Origin of the sequence: Kitasatospora sp. NPDC056181 (assembly GCF_042266225.1) — a bacterium.
Classification (GTDB): domain Bacteria; phylum Actinomycetota; class Actinomycetes; order Streptomycetales; family Streptomycetaceae; genus Kitasatospora.
In genome coordinates, this window is record NZ_JBHJUK010000158.1 from 1 (window position 1) to 18,339 (window position 18,339).

16 protein-coding genes and 2 pseudogenes are annotated in these 18,339 nt (G+C 64.9%); 13 read left to right on the forward strand and 5 right to left on the reverse strand.

Features of this window, described 5'->3' with window-relative positions:
- Positions 1 to 284 (reverse strand): annotated as a pseudogene (locus ACFC1F_RS36840) (hypothetical protein); the annotation flags it as partial.
- 86 nt (positions 285 to 370) lie between these two features.
- Positions 371 to 535, reverse strand: a pseudogene (locus tag ACFC1F_RS36845) (hypothetical protein); the annotation flags it as partial.
- A gap of 376 nt (positions 536 to 911) precedes the next feature.
- On the opposite strand from ACFC1F_RS36845, the gene ACFC1F_RS36850 reads away from it, so the two are divergent.
- From ACFC1F_RS36850 to ACFC1F_RS36895, 10 genes are all read left to right on the forward strand, one after another.
- A complete protein-coding gene (locus ACFC1F_RS36850) occupies positions 912 to 1,970 on the forward strand; it encodes a trypsin-like peptidase domain-containing protein (RefSeq protein WP_376165138.1) in 1,059 nt (352 codons plus the stop codon).
- Positions 1,971 to 2,003: 33 nt separating this feature from the next.
- Positions 2,004 to 2,660, forward strand: a complete 657-nt coding sequence (locus ACFC1F_RS36855; RefSeq protein ID WP_376165140.1) for a DUF2225 domain-containing protein — start codon at positions 2,004 to 2,006, stop codon at positions 2,658 to 2,660.
- A gap of 10 nt (positions 2,661 to 2,670) precedes the next feature.
- Positions 2,671 to 4,773: a hypothetical protein gene (locus tag ACFC1F_RS36860; protein ID WP_376165142.1), complete on the forward strand. Its 2,103-nt coding sequence runs from the start codon at positions 2,671 to 2,673 to the stop codon at positions 4,771 to 4,773.
- 112 nt (positions 4,774 to 4,885) lie between these two features.
- Complete coding sequence (locus ACFC1F_RS36865; RefSeq protein ID WP_376165144.1) at positions 4,886 to 6,178, forward strand: tyrosine-type recombinase/integrase; 1,293 nt, start codon at positions 4,886 to 4,888, stop codon at positions 6,176 to 6,178.
- A 585-nt stretch (positions 6,179 to 6,763) separates the two neighbouring features.
- Complete coding sequence (locus ACFC1F_RS36870) at positions 6,764 to 8,683, forward strand: DEAD/DEAH box helicase family protein (RefSeq protein WP_376165146.1); 1,920 nt, start codon at positions 6,764 to 6,766, stop codon at positions 8,681 to 8,683.
- On the forward strand, positions 8,680 to 10,011 hold the full coding sequence (locus ACFC1F_RS36875) for a hypothetical protein (RefSeq protein WP_376165148.1): 1,332 nt from the start codon (positions 8,680 to 8,682) through the stop codon (positions 10,009 to 10,011). The genes ACFC1F_RS36870 and ACFC1F_RS36875 overlap by 4 nt, the downstream gene beginning before the upstream one ends.
- Before the next feature lie 513 nt (positions 10,012 to 10,524).
- The gene (locus ACFC1F_RS36880; RefSeq protein WP_376165150.1) at positions 10,525 to 11,655 is read left to right on the forward strand and encodes a hypothetical protein; all 1,131 of its coding nucleotides are present in this window, start codon (positions 10,525 to 10,527) and stop codon (positions 11,653 to 11,655) included.
- Positions 11,639 to 12,082: a hypothetical protein gene (locus ACFC1F_RS36885; protein ID WP_376165152.1), complete on the forward strand. Its 444-nt coding sequence runs from the start codon at positions 11,639 to 11,641 to the stop codon at positions 12,080 to 12,082. Before ACFC1F_RS36880 ends, ACFC1F_RS36885 begins: the two co-directional genes overlap by 17 nt.
- A gap of 481 nt (positions 12,083 to 12,563) precedes the next feature.
- Positions 12,564 to 13,223: an HAD family hydrolase gene (locus ACFC1F_RS36890; protein WP_376165155.1), complete on the forward strand. Its 660-nt coding sequence runs from the start codon at positions 12,564 to 12,566 to the stop codon at positions 13,221 to 13,223.
- A gap of 110 nt (positions 13,224 to 13,333) precedes the next feature.
- Positions 13,334 to 14,065 (forward strand): DUF1932 domain-containing protein, encoded by a 732-nt coding sequence (locus tag ACFC1F_RS36895; RefSeq protein ID WP_376165158.1) that lies wholly within the window; start codon positions 13,334 to 13,336, stop codon positions 14,063 to 14,065.
- Between the two features lie 12 nt (positions 14,066 to 14,077).
- On the opposite strand, the gene ACFC1F_RS36900 is transcribed toward ACFC1F_RS36895, so the two are convergent.
- The 3 genes from ACFC1F_RS36900 to ACFC1F_RS36910 form a co-directional block, all read right to left on the reverse strand.
- The gene (locus tag ACFC1F_RS36900) at positions 14,078 to 14,635 is read right to left on the reverse strand and encodes a guanylate kinase (protein WP_376165161.1); all 558 of its coding nucleotides are present in this window, start codon (positions 14,633 to 14,635) and stop codon (positions 14,078 to 14,080) included.
- On the reverse strand, positions 14,632 to 15,633 hold the full coding sequence (locus tag ACFC1F_RS36905) for an AAA family ATPase (RefSeq protein ID WP_376165163.1): 1,002 nt from the start codon (positions 15,631 to 15,633) through the stop codon (positions 14,632 to 14,634). The genes ACFC1F_RS36900 and ACFC1F_RS36905 overlap by 4 nt, the downstream gene beginning before the upstream one ends.
- A gap of 264 nt (positions 15,634 to 15,897) precedes the next feature.
- A complete protein-coding gene (locus tag ACFC1F_RS36910) occupies positions 15,898 to 16,245 on the reverse strand; it encodes a GntR family transcriptional regulator (RefSeq protein ID WP_209415287.1) in 348 nt (115 codons plus the stop codon).
- A 224-nt stretch (positions 16,246 to 16,469) separates the two neighbouring features.
- Here ACFC1F_RS36910 and ACFC1F_RS36915 point away from each other — a divergent pair, with 224 nt between their 5' ends.
- The 3 genes from ACFC1F_RS36915 to ACFC1F_RS36925 all read left to right on the forward strand — a co-directional run.
- Positions 16,470 to 17,186, forward strand: coding sequence for a hypothetical protein (locus ACFC1F_RS36915; protein ID WP_376165165.1), 717 nt, complete (start codon positions 16,470 to 16,472; stop codon positions 17,184 to 17,186).
- Between the two features lie 111 nt (positions 17,187 to 17,297).
- A complete protein-coding gene (locus tag ACFC1F_RS36920; protein ID WP_376165167.1) occupies positions 17,298 to 17,585 on the forward strand; it encodes a hypothetical protein in 288 nt (95 codons plus the stop codon).
- A gap of 101 nt (positions 17,586 to 17,686) precedes the next feature.
- A partial coding sequence (locus ACFC1F_RS36925) for a DUF2637 domain-containing protein (RefSeq protein ID WP_376165169.1) occupies positions 17,687 to 18,339 on the forward strand: 653 nt, incomplete at its 3' end.

The window sequence follows — 18,339 nt, forward strand, 5'->3', positions numbered from 1 at the left end:
CACACGCACGAGCCACTTCGCACGACTTCGCCCCGTCGAGCAACAGCTCGACGGGGCGAAGTCGTCAAGCCCCTGGGATTGACCAACAGCGTCCGTAGGTACGCGGCGGGCCCCATGGCCGCCACTGCGGCCCTGAGCGCGGCCTCCTTCACTGCGGGATCCCGAGCAGCCGGATCCCGCACGAGGAAACCGTGAAGCCCGATGGCGTCCGCATCCACGTCACCGGGATCCGGGCGGCCTTCCACGACGGACCCGCAGAGCGCACGCAATGCGTCCTCGCCCATCTCCAACGGGTGAAACGGCAGCGCGTACGGCTCGTCATCCTCGTCCGGCCACGAGATGACCTCGCACGGCGCTCCCCAGCCCAGTAGGGCAGTTCGAAGGGAAGCGGCTCGCCGTTGTTCTCGACGATCCCGCTGAACGCACGCCTGGGCGTCCGCAGTCGGGGCGGAGGTGGTGGGCAATGCTGGACGGGCCCGCGTGCTGGCCGATGAACGGGATGCCGTGCACTACGACGCGTCGGTCGACTGCCCACCTCGGCGACCTCTCAGCGAAGTCGACATCTCTGGGTGCGTGTTGGCTCTTGGATGCCGGCACCCTGACCTTAGCGCGTGATCATTTGGCCACAATGTCCAGGCGGCAGGCTCATGTGGATCTCCCGCACCCTTCCCGACCAGCTCCAGATCCCCGCTCTGGCTGACATGGTCTACACCGCCGCGGGTGGAGCAGTCGTCGCGCCCACACGCGCTCACCCCACAAGGGGTCGCGTCGCCTCCGCGCATCGACCGAACAGAGCCCAGTATGTTCGTATAGCATGGGATTAGCCGAGATGGACTTAAAGCGCACACTGACGTCGTGACCTTCGTCAGACGTCGCGACCTTCGTAACGCGTCTGGGCGGGAGGTCAGCAGATGGTGGAACTAGCAGCAGCGGACCGAACCGATCTCCTTAATATCCTCAAGGAACTGCCGGAGTTCGCATCGGAGCGGGATCGGCGAGAGCTGGTCCGCAACGCCGGACTTCAAAAGTTAGCTGCGCACATCGACCTCGACGGGTCGCCGTATGCAGCGGCGAGCCGGCTGGTGAATTACGCGCAAACGTATGGCCGGGTGTCGAGCGAGCATGAGGCCCTAGGACTGATCGTCAATCTCGTATTGACGCTCACCGGCATCCGGAACCAGAATATCCTCGATGGCATCCTTGACCGCTACGGGCTGATGACTCCCATTGCCCGGCAGCCCGATCCGATCATTCCAAAAGAGCAGGGCACCGGGGCCCAATTCTCCGAGAAGATTATCGGCGAGAACACGCTACGACCTGTGTCCTTCCTCTCCGAAGGTGTACGGGCGGCCTCCGCCGTCGCCTACATTGAGGTGCGGCTGAGCGCACGACGTTGGTCGGGAACCGGCTTCCTTCTGGCTCCCGGGCTCTTGATGACCAATCATCACGTCATAAGCTGCGACACAGAGTTGCGGTGTTCGATGTTCCGATTTGGGTACGAGAACGATGGCGACGGCAATGCTCTCCAGGTCACCGACTACGATGGTGCGACCGCCAAACTCCTGCACAGCAGTCAAAAACTAGACTTTTCCCTCATCTCGGTGGACGGTAGCTGCGGACAACGCTGGGGGTGGCTAGCTGTCTCGCCGAGCCCGCCACATGCCGGCGACCGGGTCAATATCATCCAGCACCCCGGCGGGCAGCCCAAACAGGTCACTGTCCAGCACAACCGGATCGTTTATGAGGGAGGTAGCGTCATCCAGTACCTCACGTCCACCCTCCCCGGCTCCTCTGGCGCCCCAGTGCTGGACGACCGCTGGCGCGTGGTTGCAATCCACCACAGCGGAGGGCAGCTACTCGAACCCACTACCGGTCATTTCTTCTACCGAAACGAAGGAATCCTGGCCGCCAGCATCCTCGACGACCTGCCAGAGGATTTGCGAACACAGACCGCCGCTGGAGCTCCCTAAATCTCCAAACAGACCCATACCCGATGGTGTCGCATGACCACCACATTCTCAGCCACCTTCAATTGCCCCAACTGCCGGAGAAAGTTCGATAGCGAAGTCCTCGGCAGCACGAACAACTTCGGAGGAGTGACTACTGAATTCCAGCAAGTAGCCGGGGGCATGCAGCCTCTGGGTGGGCTGATCTTTACCTGTCCCGACTGCGGATTCACCGGCTGGCAGGATGCCTATAGACACAGGGTCGCAAAGACCGTCTCGCGACTAATCGCTGAGCGAATCACGCCCCTGGTGCGCGACGAGCGGTCCTCCGCGTCTCGCCGCTACGAATACGCTGCATGGATCGCGAAATGGCGTGGCGACAACCTCGAAGAGATCGGCGATCTGTATCTTCATGCCGCCTGGGCCTGGCATGACGAACCCGAATCCGAGGAGGGAGTCGAGGGTCAGGAACACTACCGCCGTCAGGCCATCGAGTACTTCGAGCAGGCAATCAGCTCCGGCGTCCTCCCTCGCCAGCACGCCCTGACACTCGCCTATATCGTCGGCGAGCAGTACCGCCGGGTCGGCGAACCCACTGAAGCAGCCCGCTGGTACGACTACGTAATCGAGTTTTCGGGCAACGACGAGAACGTGGCTCAGCTCGCCGAATTGGCCCTTCAGCAAAAGACCGATCCGCAAGAGTTCATCAACTGACCATGAGCCCATGAGCGAAGCACAGCAACGGCCGATCCCCGGTAGGATCCGCAACCAGGCGCAACAACTGCTATGCCGCGTACCAGGAATGGACCACTCGGGATTCCGTCTAGCACTGCTCCAGGACGCCTCCTTCAATATCGACCTACTCGACAGGATCGACGTCGAGGGTCCGGCCGTCAAATTCTGCGCTATCCTGGTCGACCAAAGTGCCCGATATCCCAGAGTCCGCGACCGGGAGTGCGCCCTAGCGGCCCTTCTGCTGGCTGCGGCCGATCATGCTGGCCTGGACCTCGATACCAAACTCCGAGCTCTGGCGCAGGAGATCACTGCGTTGTTCGAACCCGCGCGGTCGTCGCCGCGCCTGGAGGACTTCCTCGACGAACTCGGGCTCATTACCGACCGGCAGGCCAACCAATACGCCTTGCTCACTTCGGCATTCGTCCCGCCCCGTCAGTACGAGGACATCGCAGCCACATTGGAACACCATCATGTGGTCTTCATCCTCGGCGACCCCCACATCGGCAAGACCTTCACAGCCGTCGAACTTCTGTGGCGGCTCTACGCGAACTCGGGTTTCTCCCCTGTCTGGGTGAACTCCACCCAGCTCAGCTCGGCTCTGTCCACTGGTTCCGGTCAATTCGAGAATCGGCTCGAACCACTGTTCCCAGATGGCGCGGCGGTCTATCTCGAGGACCCATTCGGCTCAACCGCACCTATAGACATACCCGAGTTCGTCGGAAACCTTCGACGATTTCTCTCCAGGATATCATCTCGCCCCCGACGAGTCATTATAACTTCCCGTACATACGTCTTCGAAAAGATAATCATTGAATCATTTGCCGAATATGTAGTAACGCTCAGCCAGCACCTAAGATTGGACACGTCCTACACTCGCTGCCAGCTGATTGACATCGCAAAGCGCTACCTTTCCCACTACAATCCACACTGGATCGAGAGCGCAGAACCTGAGATGGCGGCTAAGATCGCGGCCGCCCTTCCTGCCCCGCACAATATCGAACTGTTTGTACGCAGCACGCAGCAAATGGCAGACCTAGAACAGGTGTTGACGAAGCTCGCCGGATACCGGGATGTCTCCAGTGAGTTCGGACGGCAGCTCCAGCAGCTTCCACTCTGGCAGCAGGGATTCCTCTTCCTAGTGGCTGCCCTCTCCTCAGGTCATATTGCACACAGCACCCTCTGCCACCTGTTTGACGCCGCCACCGAAGGCGGGGACTTCGGCCCCGTGGACATCGCCTCATCAGCTATGGCCGTGGATTCGGTGAGTAACTACACGATCTGGCACTCCGAGCGGTCTGACGGGTATCTTGCGTTGCGCCACCCGAGCATCGAGGAGGGACTAGATCGGTGCGTGCGGAGCGATCCCAGGCTCGCCGAAGTGGTGCGCAGACTTGTGGGACGTATGGCGGATGCCCGTGAACACCAGATACGTGAGGCCGCACTACAGGGCTTCCTGCGCCACGCGGACCTCATGTGGGCTACCCCCCTAGGCCAACGGATCTTCACGGAGTTCCTGAATGCACCCGAGGTGCCCCTACGGGAGTCGTCGAGGGTCCGGTTGATCGCCCACTGGGGCAAGGTGCCCGAGGCCGCTCGCCCACGAATACTCGACTACGTGGAGACCACGTGGAACGAGCGGTTCCAACTCCGGCTGATCCTGAACGCACTCGTTGACGACCATTGGCGCGAGCGCATTCTGGGTCGACTGTTGCACACCTGGGACGACTGGGTTCGCTTCCGAATCGCACGCAATGTCACGCACCTGTATACCAATCTGCACGAAGAAGCTGCGGTGTGCTCGCTGCTCACCGACCCGAGTAAGCAGATCGGCAGGACGGCCGCGCTTGCCCTTCTGGTCGAAGTCACCCGCGCACCGGGAGAGCCGGACTGGCGGATCGTCAGGCTGCTCGTTGACAGCGGTTGGACCGAAGTCAGCTCCGAGGTCCACACAGGGGTGGCGACCCTGGTCAAGAGAGCGCTCAGAGCCTCGAGCCCGGTTCCTCCCGACGTGGCCAAGGCGGTGGTCGGGTCGCCCGGGGAATTGCACCTCGGTCGACCCGACCACTCAGGAGGCGGAGCCGAGTTCCCTTGACGCCACGACAAGGGGTTCTCGCAGGTCAGACGGCATTCAGCGTCGCCTGTGGTCGCACGTGAGCGCAGACTGGACGGACCAGGAGAACCCCCAGCCTCGGGATGCGATCACAATGCGCTCATCACCCCGCAACGGCCGCGTCTACCGTCGATGCGGCTGCCGCGACCAGCAGCACAAGCAACTCGGCGCCAGCTGTCCCCGACTCGCCGCCGACCCCGCTCACGGCACCTGGACCTTCGCCGTCGACCTCCCCACCAACGGCAACCACCACACCCTCCGCCGCGGCGGCTTCCCCACCGAGGAGACCGTCCGCGCTGCCCTCCGCCGGGTGCTCGATGGCCAGGACGGCGGCTTCAATGCCGACCCCAACCAGACCCTCGCCGACTACCTCACCGCCTGGCTCCAGACCAAGGCCCTCACCATCAAGCCCACCACCCTCGTCCGCTACCGCGACTACGTCACCAACGACCTCATCCCGAACCTCGGCCGCATCAGGCTCGACGACCTCAGCCACTGGCACATCGCCGACTTCGCCCAAGCCCAGATGGCCCACGGCCGCGGTCGGGTAACCCTCTACCGCTGCCTCGCCTCCCTCTCCAGCGCCCTCGGCGACGCCGTCCGACAAGACCGCCTCCCCCACAACCCCGCCCGCCCCAGCGTCCTGCCCCGCCCAGCGTCACCCGAGCGGCGCATCTGGACCGCGGACGAAGCCGCCCAGTTCCTGCGCCACTGCCACCAGACCGACCCGTTCCTGGCCGACCTGTTCGAAGTCCTCATTGGCACCGGCATGCGCAAGGGCGAAGTCCTCGGCCTGCACTGGGACGACGTCCACCTCGACCAGCACGTCCTCTACGTCCGCTACGCCCTCTCCGCCATCGACAACGCCCGGACCGTACTCACCGCACCGAAAACCAGCAGCAGCAAGAACTGGGTCGCCATCTCACCGCGGGTCGGCACCGCGCTCCGGCACCGCGCCGCCACTCAAAACCCCGCAACCACGCCCGGCGCCCTGGTCTTCTGCAAGCCGGACGGCCAACCGCTGCACCCGCAACGCGTCCTGGACCGCCTCCGTCAGCTTTCGGCCGAAGCCGGCGTCGCCACCATCCGTGTCCACGACCTGCGCCACCTCGCCGCCACGATCCCCATCACGGCCGGCGTCCCCCTCGTCACGGTCTCCAAGACCCTGCGGCACGGCACGCTCTCCACCACCGCCAACATCTACGACCACCTCACCCGACAGGCAGCCCACGACGCCGTCGACACCATCGCCGCCATCCTCGCCGCAGCAGACAAGAACGCCGCCCACAGCCACTGGCCCCGCTGGCTGCGACCACATCGCGACCACGCGACGCGGCTCCCAGAGCAGCCGAGAAACGTCAAACTCCCTGCAGCAGCCGCCGCTTAGACCGCTGCCAGCGCTGCCCCGGGGAGACCTGCGACCACAATGCGATCACAACCTGACGGAACGACAAAAAGGCCGCCTCCGCATCACTGCGAAAACGGCCTCCGACCTGCGAAAACGCTGGTCGGGACGACAGGATTTGAACCTGCGACCCCTTGACCCCCAGATCGCGACTTGAGACATTCCCGCAGGTCAGGACCCTACGGGCGCACGTAGGAACGTCCGCTCACACCTACGTCGTACAGCTTTGTGCGGAGCGTGTGGTCCCGAGCTGGTCCCGGAGATCCACGGGCTCACGGTCAACCTCGCCATGCATCACGTTTTGCTCTTTGCGCCTCGCGATCCTTCGATGCGCCCCTGGTTCGCAGCACCGATGAGCGACCCGTCAGGCCCTGAGGTCGTTCACCGAGCTACCGATCGGGGGATTCGCATGTCCGACGCCAACTTCGCCAGCCGATGGGCGCATACCACCTCCGACTCCCTCATCGCAGAGTCCACAGTGATCGTGCCGACCGAGTGTCACGTTGAGGCGTCAGTTCCGGTAGAAGACAGCCGTGTTGTCAGTGGCTCCCTATACCCTGCGGAGCTATGGCAGGAGTCTCAGGCGAGTCCCGCGACCGGCGCCGCTCGTTCAATACCTCAGAGCGTGTCGCGCTGTTCATTGCTGCGGATGGGAGGTGCACGGCGTGCGGCCGTGACCTCGACCGCGGCTGGCACGGAGACCATATGCATCCGTGGTCAAAGGGCGGCCCGACGGATGTCACCAACGGGCAGGCCTACTGTCCGGACTGCAACCTCAAGAAGGGGACAGAGTCTATGGCTGATGCGTTCGGACTGCGCGGGTGGCAGCAGGAGGCCCAGGAGCGCTACCACGGCCGCAACGGCGGGGCTGGCGGAAACTTCCTGGTGGTTGCTACGCCGGGAGCCGGGAAGACCACGTTCGCGCTGACCATCGCGAAGGACCTGATTCGCCAGGGCGTGATCAGCAGGATCGTAGTGGTCGTACCCACAGCCCACCTTCGCCGCCAGTGGTCCGAAGCAGCCAGCAGTAAAGGAGTCCAGCTCGATCACACGTTCGTCAACTCCAACACGGTTGTCGGCCGAGACTTCGACGGCGTGGTGGTCACCTACCAAGCCATCGCGTCTCTCCCCCTGCTCTGGCGTAAGCTCTGCTCCAGTACCAAGACTCTGGTGATTTTTGACGAGATTCACCACGCGGGCGAGGGCGAGGGGCAGGTCTGGGGACCGGCACTCCTCTCGGCCTTCGAGTTGGCCAGCCGACGCCTTCTGTTGTCCGGAACACCGTTCCGCACCGATCGCATGCCCATTCCCTTCGTAGAGTACGAGGATGGCAAGGCCCAGCCCGGGTACAACTACGACTACGGTATGGCTCTAGCAGATCAGGATGTCGTCCGGCCCGCCGTCTTCCCAGCGATGGACGGCGAGTCGAAGTGGCGCAAATCGGGGGAGATGGCTGTCTCCTCCATCACCCTCGCTGACACTGATGAGAAAACGGTGCCTCCGGCGCTGAAGGCGGCACTCGACCCGGAGGGCGAGTGGATCCCGTCGGTTCTGCGCGAGGCGGACGCATCCTTGACCCGAGCCCGGATCGACACGCCCGATGCGGGCGGCCTGGTGATCGCCAGCGACCAGAGCGCGGCACGCGCTTACGCGAGGATCCTCGAGAGCATCACGGGTGAACGTCCGGCCATCGCAGTCTCGGACGAACCGGAAGCGTCCAAGGTAATCAAGAACTACGCGGAGTCCGGCTCCCGGTGGATCGTCGCAGTCCAGATGGTTGCCGAAGGGGTCGACATCCCTCGTCTCGCTGTCGGTGTCTATGCCTCGCGAATCCGCACCCAGATGTTCTTCATCCAGGTTGTCGGCCGCTTCGTCCGCATGCGTGGAAAGGACGACGAGACCACAGCCCGTCTGTTCATCCCCTCGATTCAGCCGCTGCTTACCTATGCCCAGGACATCGAGAAGACAGTGGACGCGGTCCTCGCCACCGAGGAGAAACGAGTCCGCGAGATCCAGGCCGGCGACGGAGACGGAACTGACGAACCCCTCGCTCTTCTACCAACTTTCGAGACTGTCGGGTCGTCGGCAGCCAGCCACCACACCACCATCGCCGGCGGCATGGCTTACACCACCGACGAGATCGACCATGCCAAGCTCGTACTGAATCGCGGCGGATCCGCATTCCCTCGAAACGTCACCGCCGAGACCATCGCGCTGGCCTTCCGCCTGAACGGAGGCGCCACGCAGATCCCGGAACAGCACAAGCCAGTCACCGCGCAGGCCCCTCTCGCAGACCAGAAACGCGATGTTCGCCGGCTCCTCAAGCGCAAGGTCGGCAAGTACTCCTTTGCAACCGGCAAGCCTCACGAGCACATCCATGCCGAGATGAACAGGAGTCTCGGTGACACGACCACGAACGCCACCATGCAGTCCCTTCTCAAGCGTATTGAGATGCTCGATAGGTGGCTGAAGGAGGTAGAGGAATGAGTTCGGCTAACGGCAACGCCGTGCTGGTCAACGCTCTTAGCTCATCGGTCCGTTCAACGTTGAACGGCATCGAGACCGTACCTGGCCTAATCCGCCGGGTACTCGAAGAAGGGTCATGGCGTAGCTTCACGACGCCACGGGGCGAGCTGGTCAACCACGACACCTTCGAGTCGTTCATCACCACGGCCCCCACGAAGGGGCTGGGTAAGACTGTTGACGAGATCGTCCGCATCGTGTCCGACGATGTGGACAGCTTGGCCCTGCTCGCGGCGGCCCTTGGCGTCCCTGCCGAAGCGCTCCTTGCGACCGACCAGGTCTCAGGCGCACTAGACCCGGTCGCTAAAGATGCCCATGACTTCGGGACGTACGCCAAGTCAGGCGGATGGATCTTCGGCCTGATGGTTGCCCGGAGCGTCGAGCCGGGTAAGGCCAGTGGCGACCACCGCACTGAGCAGGATCGGAGCGGTCGAGAGAAGGTGTCAGCGGCCGCGTTTGCGCTACAGGCCGGATGCTCGGTCGATCGCGTCATGCGCTTTCGCAAAGCATGGGAGCGAGCGGCCCGCTCGGGAGTCGTTCCAGCCTTTGAGGAGCTGGTTCCCGGGCAGGACGTTGATTTGCCAAAGCCCGAGCTATGGGCCGAACACTTCACAACGTATGAACGGAGCACCGACCGACGGGAAAGCATCGCCCAGCAGGCGGAGATCGTCGGCAGTAGTTTCGCCGAGGCTATGAAGGTAGCCGAGCGACCAGGAGCGCTGCGAACGGCCATCCTGGGCGACGCAAAGACGGCAGAGGCAGCACGGGCTGCACTTGCTGACCGAATGCAGGACGACCCGGACCTTCAGGTCAGCATGGCGAAAGCAATGGCGCACGCTCCGGCGCTTCGGAGGGCGATCGCAACCGAGGCACGCCGAGTCGAGCGCGCCGAGTATGTTCGCCATGCCGTGGAACAAGGCAAGGCAAGGACGCCCAGCGGCCAGATTATCGATCTGCCAGCGCAGGCGAAGGAACAGGCAGCTCGGCACCTGGAAGTGGTTAACGACCCCGCTGCAGCCCCGGAAGCCGTCGAAACCGCCTTCGAGTCCGTACAGGCGATCATCTCTCAGGCGGTCGGCGATGACCCGGAAGCGCTGACCCGTGAGCAACGCGCCAAGTTTCGCAAAGCGTTGACCAGCACGGTGAAAAGCATCGAGTCGATCGATCCCGACGACCTAATCGCGGTGGCCGACGACGACCTCCGCGAAAGCATCGCCGCAGCTCAGAAGCGGATCAACGAATTGGCCGAATTGGTCAAGCCATCGAAGACCAGTCGTCTCCGAGCGGTGTAGGCCTGGTCGTTACCCAGGCACTTGGCCCCATCCATAGAGGGCGGGGCCAAGTGCTGCTTAGCAGGAGCCGCGTTCTTCGCCAAGTTCCGGTCCCAGGAATGCCTGCGCCACCTGGGAACGGCGAACGGCCCCTACGAACTCCGCTCCTTTGCGCTTGCTCACCACGAATGCGAAGCCGGGGCGCTCACCCACCAGACCCGGGCGCACGTCACGTCAGTGACACCGCCTATGGCGTGATCACCACGTTCACCAGCACGCTCCATTGCTGGCGAGATGGACCTCGTCCACGAGTACACCGCCACCGCACCGCCGGCGCCCGCAACTCACCGCCCCGTACCACCCGATATGGCACACCTATGGCACGACGGGCTGTCGGCGCGCCCCATCGACCGAGGCTGCACGCCGGCCCATATCGGGGGCACACCGTCCGGCCAGCTGAAGCCTTGGATCTCAGGTCGGTGTCAGACTCGGAATCCTCGTAGCGCCTGAGGCTCAGGCTAGTAGGGTTGGTCCATGGGCAGCGATGCGCGAACCTTTGGTTCCTGGCACCTACGCGGCGGCCGGTATGAACAGCATGGCCTACCGGTCGACGTCTTGTCCGAGTTCGCCCGGTACCAGCGTCTTGTGGTGGATGTGGCACGTGGGCTATACAAGCAGCGCTTCATGACCCGACAGCGAGTCCCGCGTGGTTTTGCTTCTGGTTTCTCCCTTCGCCTGGCAGCGGTCCACGAAGGTAGCGTTGTCCCTGTCCTTGAGGTGAGTCGACCTAATGAGCCAGACCTCTTCGATTGGAATACGCTCGGAATCTTCGAGGATGCCCGAGTCCTCATTCAGGACACTCTGCGAGCCGTCTCTGAAGGGGAGAGGATCCCACCAACGTTCCCGGTTCACGCCCTGCGAGAGTTTTCCACCTTTGGTCGGAGCCTGCAGGAAGACGAGTTCATCGAGTTTGATCCAGGAACAGACCATGCCGCGGTTTACTCGCAAGCTGTGCGAAGGTCACTCCAGGAACGAGCAAAGCTCGACAAGTTTGAAGTTGAGACACTTGTAACTGGTCAGGTTACAGGGATTTACGCCGATGATGGAAGCTTCAAATTCCGCCTTTCCGAGAACGGCAAGGTGATCTCGGGGCATTTCTCCTCGGATGATGTCGTGCCAGACTTGAAGCAATATCTAGACCTATCATCGATGGCCCCGACAGTAGCGCTAAGCACTGTCGCCATCCAGTCGATGACAGAAGACATCATCGAGATTCAGGATGTTCTTGGAATTGAACCCGTCCTACCTCCGGAGCTCGTAGAACGCCTAACGGAGCTCTCGAAGCTCGAGAGTGGCTGGCTCGAGGGGGCCGGGGAGGAAATTTCCAAGCTCGTACTGAGACAGGCGGAGTCCCTCTTGCTCGGCTTCCTCGATGAGGGAATTGAGCGACCTCGAATCTTTCCAACCGACCGGAGCGGGGTCCAGTTCGAGTGGACCGGCACCCAAGGCGAAGTCACTGCAGAGATCACCCGCGATGAGAAGGTGGAACTGTACGCCTATTCGAAGACTGATGACGACGACGAGGAAGAGGCCACTTATAAGTGGAGTCAGTTCGAGGACGTGATCAGCTTTCTCCGGAGGGGGATTCGTGAGTACGCAGGATGAATTCAGCGAGCTCCGAGACGGCGAGGTTCAAATCCCTGCATCCAGCGAGCTTCTATGGAGGCAGATACACCCGGCGTTTCTTGACGGCGGGAAGATGTCGAGTCAGGCATTCACCCCCTCCGATAAGGACGATGGCGAACTGTCAGTTAACCGCCAATCGATAGTCGGCGCCAATGATGCTTTTCGATACTTTACCGAAGTGCAGTGCTTTCAGTCCACTGCCGTCTATGCGGTTTCTGCCGAGGAAGTCGCCGCCAAGGGCTTGCGGACCGTCGATGATTCCACGTCGGATCCGGAGAATGCGCCATCTCCGGGGCACGCGTATGTCGACTTCAAGGCGGTAGCTGCGGGTAAACGCCGCAAGAGGATTGGCGGCCTGCTCCGCGACCAGGCTGTCGCTCGGGGTCAACAGCATCCCGAGTCGTGATCTCCCGCGGGCGGCGGAGCGGTTTTGGCCGATGTCCTTTCTGGTCTGGGGTCGAGCATGATCGGGGGCCGTAAGCTGTTGCGACTCGGTCAGGGCTCTTTGGGCCTGACCGCAATTTGGCCGAGTGGCCCCCGTTCTTGCTCGACGCGGGTCCCGGGCCGGGAAGGTGGGTAAAACCGTCGAGCCGCCCGTCACCCGCCACGGCCGGTAGTGGCCTGTGCCCATCCCCTCCGGTCCGGCGCCTGGGGCGGCCGGCCCCGCCCGCCCCAGGCGAAGACAGGGGGCGGGGCGAGTGGCAAGGCCTGCGCCTCGGCGCGCATCGCGCGCCCTTGAGCCCGTAGAGAACCGTTTGACGGCCATCGGGAACCGGGAGCACCTGGCCCAAGTAGCTGGCCTGGTAGATCACAACGAGCGGGGCGGACAGAGGCTTGTACTGAGACAAAGGAGATCGGCCAGCCCACCCGCCGGTAGGGTCGTCGTCATGAGCAGGCTCGTCCTCTTGGACCTCGACAACACCCTGATCGATCGGGATGGCGCCGTGGCGGACTGGGTTGCTGAGTTCTGTACGACGCGGCAACTGCCAGCCGAGGCCGCTCTCCATGTGACTAGCTTGCTTCGAGAGCGTGCGGTGCCGGAAACGTTCGAATCTCTGCAGAGCTCCCTCGGTCTCGCGGAACCACCAGCAGCGCTATGGGACGCCTACGTCACTGGGCTGACCGCCAGGGTTACTTGCGCCACGGAGACACTCACACGGCTCGACCTGCTGCGGGCTTCTGGCTGGGCGGTGGGCGTCTTGACGAACGGGGCGGCCGATATTCAGCGGGCCAAACTCGCCTCCGCTGGAATCCTCGATCACGTGGACGCGGTGTGCATCTCTGAGGAGGCCGGCGCCCGCAAGCCGGATCCCGAGGTGTTCCGAATGGCCGCCGCTCTATGCGGGCACGAGTTGCCGGGAGACGCCTGGATGGTCGGGGACGACCCTGTGACGGACATTGCCGGGGCCAGCACGGCTGGCCTACGAACCATCTGGATCTCCGCGGGCAACACCTGGACCAACCCTGGCCTGACCCCGGACCACGTCGCACAGACCGCAGCCGATGCGGCGGGCTTCCTGCTCGGACTCCCGGAGAGTGCACGATGACCATCAGGCCGACCGTAGGCATCCTCCACCCCGGAAGCATGGGCGCCGCGGTGGCAGCTTGCGCCCGAGCGAACGCGGCGCGGGTGCTCTGGTGTCCAGCAGGCCGCAGCGTGGCCACCACAGCACGGGCCGAGCAGGCCGGGTTGGAACCCGTTGCCGGGCTGGACGAGCTGCTGGAGCAGGCCCATATCGTGCTCAGCCTCTGCCCGCCAGCCGCCGCCGAGGACCTGGCCAGTGCCGTTGCCGAGCGCCGGTACGCGGGCATCTACGTCGAGGCCAACGCGATCAGCCCGGAGCGGACGCAGCGCATCGCAGCCCTTCTGGATGGGTGCGCCCGCGCGGTGGTCGACGGTGCCGTGATTGGCTCACCACCGGTCGGCGGCAAGCGGACCCGGCTCTACCTGTCTGGGCCGGCGGACGCCGTCTCGCTACTGGAAGACCTGTTCGCCGGCGGCCCGGTGGAGACTCCCGTGCTGGGCAGTGAGGTTGGCCAGGCATCGGCCCTGAAGTTGGCGTACAGCTCCTATCAGAAGGCGTCTCGCGTGCTGGCGGCCGTGGCGTTCGGTGCGGCGCGGGCCCACGGCGTGGAAGAGGCGCTGCTCGACGTGGCTGGCAAGCGGCAGGGCAGCTACCTGGTGGAGACGGGATACATCGCCAAGACCGCCGCGCGAGCGTGGCGCTGGGGTCCGGAGATGGAAGAGGCCGCCGACATGCTTTCCGCCGCTGGCCTCCCGGACGAGCTGCTGCGAGCGGCAGCCCAGACCCTGGCGCGGTGGGATGACAGCAAGGACCTCGCCGAGCTGACGCCCGGCGAGGCTCTTGACCGTCTCACCCACCCGTAGGGCCGGGGTCTTCTACCGCCGCTGGCCACCCGCCGATAGAAGCGCGTCGATGAGCCGGGCCGCCGCGACGGGTTCAACGGTGCTGGTGTCCACCGACAGATCCCACGCCTGGTCAGGGTGTGACTCGACGTCCGCATGAGTGGCATCCCAGGCTCGCACCCGGGCCTCGGTGTCGCTGTCCCCCCGGCCGGCCGAGCGGACCGCGGTCACCTCCCGGCCACACCAGAGGAGCACCGCAGCCCAGTCCGCCGGATAGCCGGCAACCAGGGCAGCAATGCCGTCGATCTGGCCCAGGTGCACGATCGGCGTCCCGGCCTCGAACGCGGCGTCCATTCCGGGACGATCGATCACGTACGTGTTGCCGTACCGGCTGTTCTGGTAGATGACGTCACCTGCCACCTCCAAGTCGGCAAGCTGCTGAGAGGTGCCCATCCGGTACCCCTCGGACTTACCGGCTCCGACCTTGAGCCGGGAGAACAGCCGGTAGTCGCCGAGCTCCTGGAGCGCCCGCGTCACCGTGTCCTTCCCGGCTGCGGGCGGCCCGTAGAGGATGAGGCCGCGGGCCGTCACAGCCCGCCCCCGCTCAGCGCGTCGCGGGCCTGGTCGGCAGCGGCGACGGCCGCGCCGAGGCGGTTGTCCACGACGAAGTGGGGACCGGCCGGCCTGAGCTTCAGATCGACCGTGGCCAGATAGTCCTCCCACGCCTCCATCTTCCACATGTCCCGAGCCGCGCCACGGAACTCGATGTACTCCCGCATCGACTCGGGGTCGCATTCGACCCAGATAGCTGCCACGGCGACCCGCTTCGCCTTGCACCGGTTGTAGAACCGCTGCATCCAGTCCGCCTGCGAGAACTCTGCCAGGAACGGCGCGTCGAGAATCACGGACGTCCCGCAGTTGAGGTTGTCCCAAGCTGCCTCCATGAGGCAGCGGTATTCGAGCGGCCTCACCTTCTCGCGGTAGAGGTCGGAACTCCGATCATTCACCTCACCGCCGAGGGCCAACAGAAGTTGGTCGACCAGCGGCCGCGTCAGTGAATCCTTGTCGAGGATCGGCCATCCAGTGAGGCGCCCAATGAATTTGGCGTACTCGGACTTTCCGGATCCGGCATATCCGCCGACCAGAAGCACGGTCGGCCCCGCATCATCTCCGCCCGCCCGACGCTTCCACTCTTCAACGATGCGGCTGCGGAACGTCTCGGCATCGACTCCGTCCGCCCCTTCACGCAGGCTGCCGAGCGCTTCACGAATGGTCTCGGCCAGGTCGGGGGCGGTCTCTGCTGAACGCTGGTTGGGCACCGTAGCGACCTCTCCGGGGAGAGCCCGGCGAAAACCCAGCTCCGCCTCATTCCGGCGGTAGAGAATGCAGTAGGCCCGGCGATAGTCAGGGCGCGGGAACGACGTTCCCTTCTCGTGCGCCCAGACCGTCTGGAAGTTGGCCGCAAGGCTGAACTTGTGCCGCTCGCCGATTTCCCGAAGCTTCTCGCCGACTTCCTCAAGGGTCAGGCCGTGGGACTCCCTGACCTCTTTCAGAACTGCCGGATTCCAATCTGGGCGCTGCCGAGCCATATTCCCCTCCTAGGAAACTGCTCGTGCCGCGAGTGTAGCGGCCCGTTGAGTCACCTGAAAATCGCGATAGAAGTCGTGATACTACTCGTGTAAAGATCTGCGACTGAATCCCGGTAAAGGTGCGTGATACCGATTCCTTGGCGGCAGGTGTGAACTGAGATCAGTCCGCACCGCCGAGGAGGTAGCAATGGGGAGCCAACCACCCCGATATGCAGAGAGGGGACCGCGGCAGACTCGCGATCCCCTGATCCCCACGCCTGGCCATCACCTGGCCTCAAGCTCCGCCACTCGTGCAGCCAGCGCGCGGAGTTCATCCCGAACCTCCGCCAGCTCCTGCCGCAACTGCCCGGCCTCCCCGGCCCGCGCCGCGGCCTTGGCCACCGCGTCCGAGGCCAAGGATGTCGCCTTGCCCTGGTGGCTCACGACCAGGCCGGCCTCTTTCAGGCGCGCCACAGCCGCCCGGGCGACTGTCGGAGTCACTTCGTACTGCGTCTGGAGCGCTGCCAGCGACGGGATCCGCCCGTTGGAGGCGAACTCGCCGGCAGCGATGCGCACGCAAAGGTCGTCCGCCACCTGCCGATAGGCGGACTTCTCTCCAGTCCACTCGACCATTAACTCCCCACATCCCTCTGCGTCTCTGCCTCATAGTGCCGCACCCTCCGGCCGGAACCAATGCTTCCGCATGTCGTCCGGCCGATGGACTTGCCAACTCTGTCTTCTCTGCCTCACAGTTGAGCTGTGCGACAGAGCAAACAAAGCTCTCAAGTCGCGCTATTCCCGCACGTCAACGTGCCGATCCCGCCTGCGCTCCACCTGACAGTTCAGGAGGCTCCGCCATGCTCGCCACTCACTACGCTGCCGCCGCCCCGCTCGTGACTGGCCGTTCCTACGCCCGTCGTGTGGCGTCGCTGACCGGCGGTTCCCGTCGGGTGCCGTCGGGCAAGTGGGTGGCCGAGGCCCGGGGGGCCGAGCGCAGTCGCCGGGCGGTCGCGTGCCGGATTGGCCGGCTGACCGGAACGCGGGCGCCGCGGTGGACCGGCGAAATCGGTGACCAGGACTGGCGGACGGTCCTGAGGGCCGGCGCCGCCGCCCTGGCCGAGGCCGAGACGACGTCCCACCCCCAGGCGGAACCCGTCACCTGCTCCCGCTGCGGAACGCGGCTGAACCGGGCCAACACCGGCAGTCTCTGCAACCCGTGCCAGGGGGCCACCCTCGACACCGACGCGGAGCCGCCCGCCGACAGGCGCGCCCCCAAGGCCAAGCGCTCCGCGCTGGCGCGGGAGGACCTGGCCGCCACGGCACGGGAGTTCGCCCAGGGGGCCGTCGAGAACAAGGGCGACCGCGTGGTCGACCGGACCCGCAACGGCCGTGTCGAGGCGCTGGTCGACGCGCTGCTGGCGGCAAGCCCCGCAGCCGCGATGGACCTGGTCGGCGACGACGAGCGCCGCCTGGTCGAGCGGTGGAGCCCGTTCCGCAACGGCAAGCGCCACATCATCCGGTGCGCCGACGGCTCCCGCCGCTTCGGCAACGGCGAGCCGGCCCCGAAGCACTAACCCGCAGCTCAACCCTCCTACCGCCTGTGCGGTGGACGGCTCCCTAACTCCTTGGCCGGAAGAGGAGCCGTCCCCGCCGGGCCCACCCATCAACTAGGAAGAGGTAGACCCGTGAGGTCGATTGTTGCAGGCCAGACGGCCCTGGACGAGGACGAGTTCGCCGAGCTGGCGCTCGGTGTGGACTCGGAGTTCACCCGGCTGTTCACCGGCGTGCCCGGTGAGAGCGCGGCCGAGTGCGCCGCCCGAGTGGACGCCGCGGCGGACATCCTGGCGGACCTGCACCGGGAGGACCCGGTGCTCGCCGCCTACGCCGAGCGTCTGCTGAGCACGGCGCCCGTGCCGCTGCGGCGGCCGGCGGTCATCCGCCGGACCGCGAGCGTCGACCGGGTGGCCGCGTGACCACCATGGCCGCACCGGCGGCCGTTTCGACCCCGGCCGCCGCCGCTTCGACCGCGTGGCCGCCTGCTTCAACCCCGCGGGCCGGCGCCCCGGAGCGGCTGATGCTGGGGCTGACAATCCTGGCCGCGGTCGGCGGTGCGGTGCTCGCCGGGATCGGCTTCTCCGGCTCCTACGCCGCGCTGCGGGACCTCGGTTTCAAGCACGCATTCGGGGACTTCAGCTACGCGTTCCCGGTCGGTGTCGACGCCGGGATCGTGGCCCTGCTCGCCATGGACCTGCACCTGATCCGCAGGGGCACCCCGTGGCCCGTGCTCAGGTTCCTGGCGCACGGTTTCACCGCCGCGACGATCTATTTCAACGCCGCCTCGGCCGGGCCGCTGCTGGCCGATCCGACCGGGACGGCGATGCACGCGGTCATCCCGGTGATGTTCGTCGCGGCGGTGGAGGCCGGGCGGCGCCTGGTCATCCGGATCACCCGGATCGAGGCCGGCCACCAGTCGGACGGGGTGCCGCTGCACCGCTGGCTGCTCGCCCCGGTCCGCACCCCGCGGCTGTACCGGCAGATGCGCCTGTACCGCATCCCGTCCTACGCCCGCGCCGTCGAACTGGAACAGGAACGGATCGTCTACCAGGTCATGCTGGAGCGCGAGCACGGCAAGGACCTGAAGAACGTGCCGTCCGACCTGCTGCTTCCCCTCACCATGGCCCCGTTCGGGCTGAGCGTGGACCAGGCCCTCGCCCTGCCCCTGGAGGC

Coding starts and splice junctions, on each gene's coding strand:
- ACFC1F_RS36850 (WP_376165138.1), top strand. CDS start 912: ATGGTGGAACTAGCAGCAGCGGACCGAACCGATCTCCTTAATATCCTC.
- ACFC1F_RS36855 (WP_376165140.1), top strand. CDS start 2,004: ATGACCACCACATTCTCAGCCACCTTCAATTGCCCCAACTGCCGGAGA.
- ACFC1F_RS36860 (WP_376165142.1), top strand. CDS start 2,671: ATGAGCGAAGCACAGCAACGGCCGATCCCCGGTAGGATCCGCAACCAG.
- ACFC1F_RS36865 (WP_376165144.1), top strand. CDS start 4,886: ATGCGCTCATCACCCCGCAACGGCCGCGTCTACCGTCGATGCGGCTGC.
- ACFC1F_RS36870 (WP_376165146.1), top strand. CDS start 6,764: ATGGCAGGAGTCTCAGGCGAGTCCCGCGACCGGCGCCGCTCGTTCAAT.
- ACFC1F_RS36875 (WP_376165148.1), top strand. CDS start 8,680: ATGAGTTCGGCTAACGGCAACGCCGTGCTGGTCAACGCTCTTAGCTCA.
- ACFC1F_RS36880 (WP_376165150.1), top strand. CDS start 10,525: ATGGGCAGCGATGCGCGAACCTTTGGTTCCTGGCACCTACGCGGCGGC.
- ACFC1F_RS36890 (WP_376165155.1), top strand. CDS start 12,564: ATGAGCAGGCTCGTCCTCTTGGACCTCGACAACACCCTGATCGATCGG.
- ACFC1F_RS36905 (WP_376165163.1), bottom strand. CDS start 15,633: ATGGCTCGGCAGCGCCCAGATTGGAATCCGGCAGTTCTGAAAGAGGTC.
- ACFC1F_RS36910 (WP_209415287.1), bottom strand. CDS start 16,245: ATGGTCGAGTGGACTGGAGAGAAGTCCGCCTATCGGCAGGTGGCGGAC.
- ACFC1F_RS36915 (WP_376165165.1), top strand. CDS start 16,470: ATGCTCGCCACTCACTACGCTGCCGCCGCCCCGCTCGTGACTGGCCGT.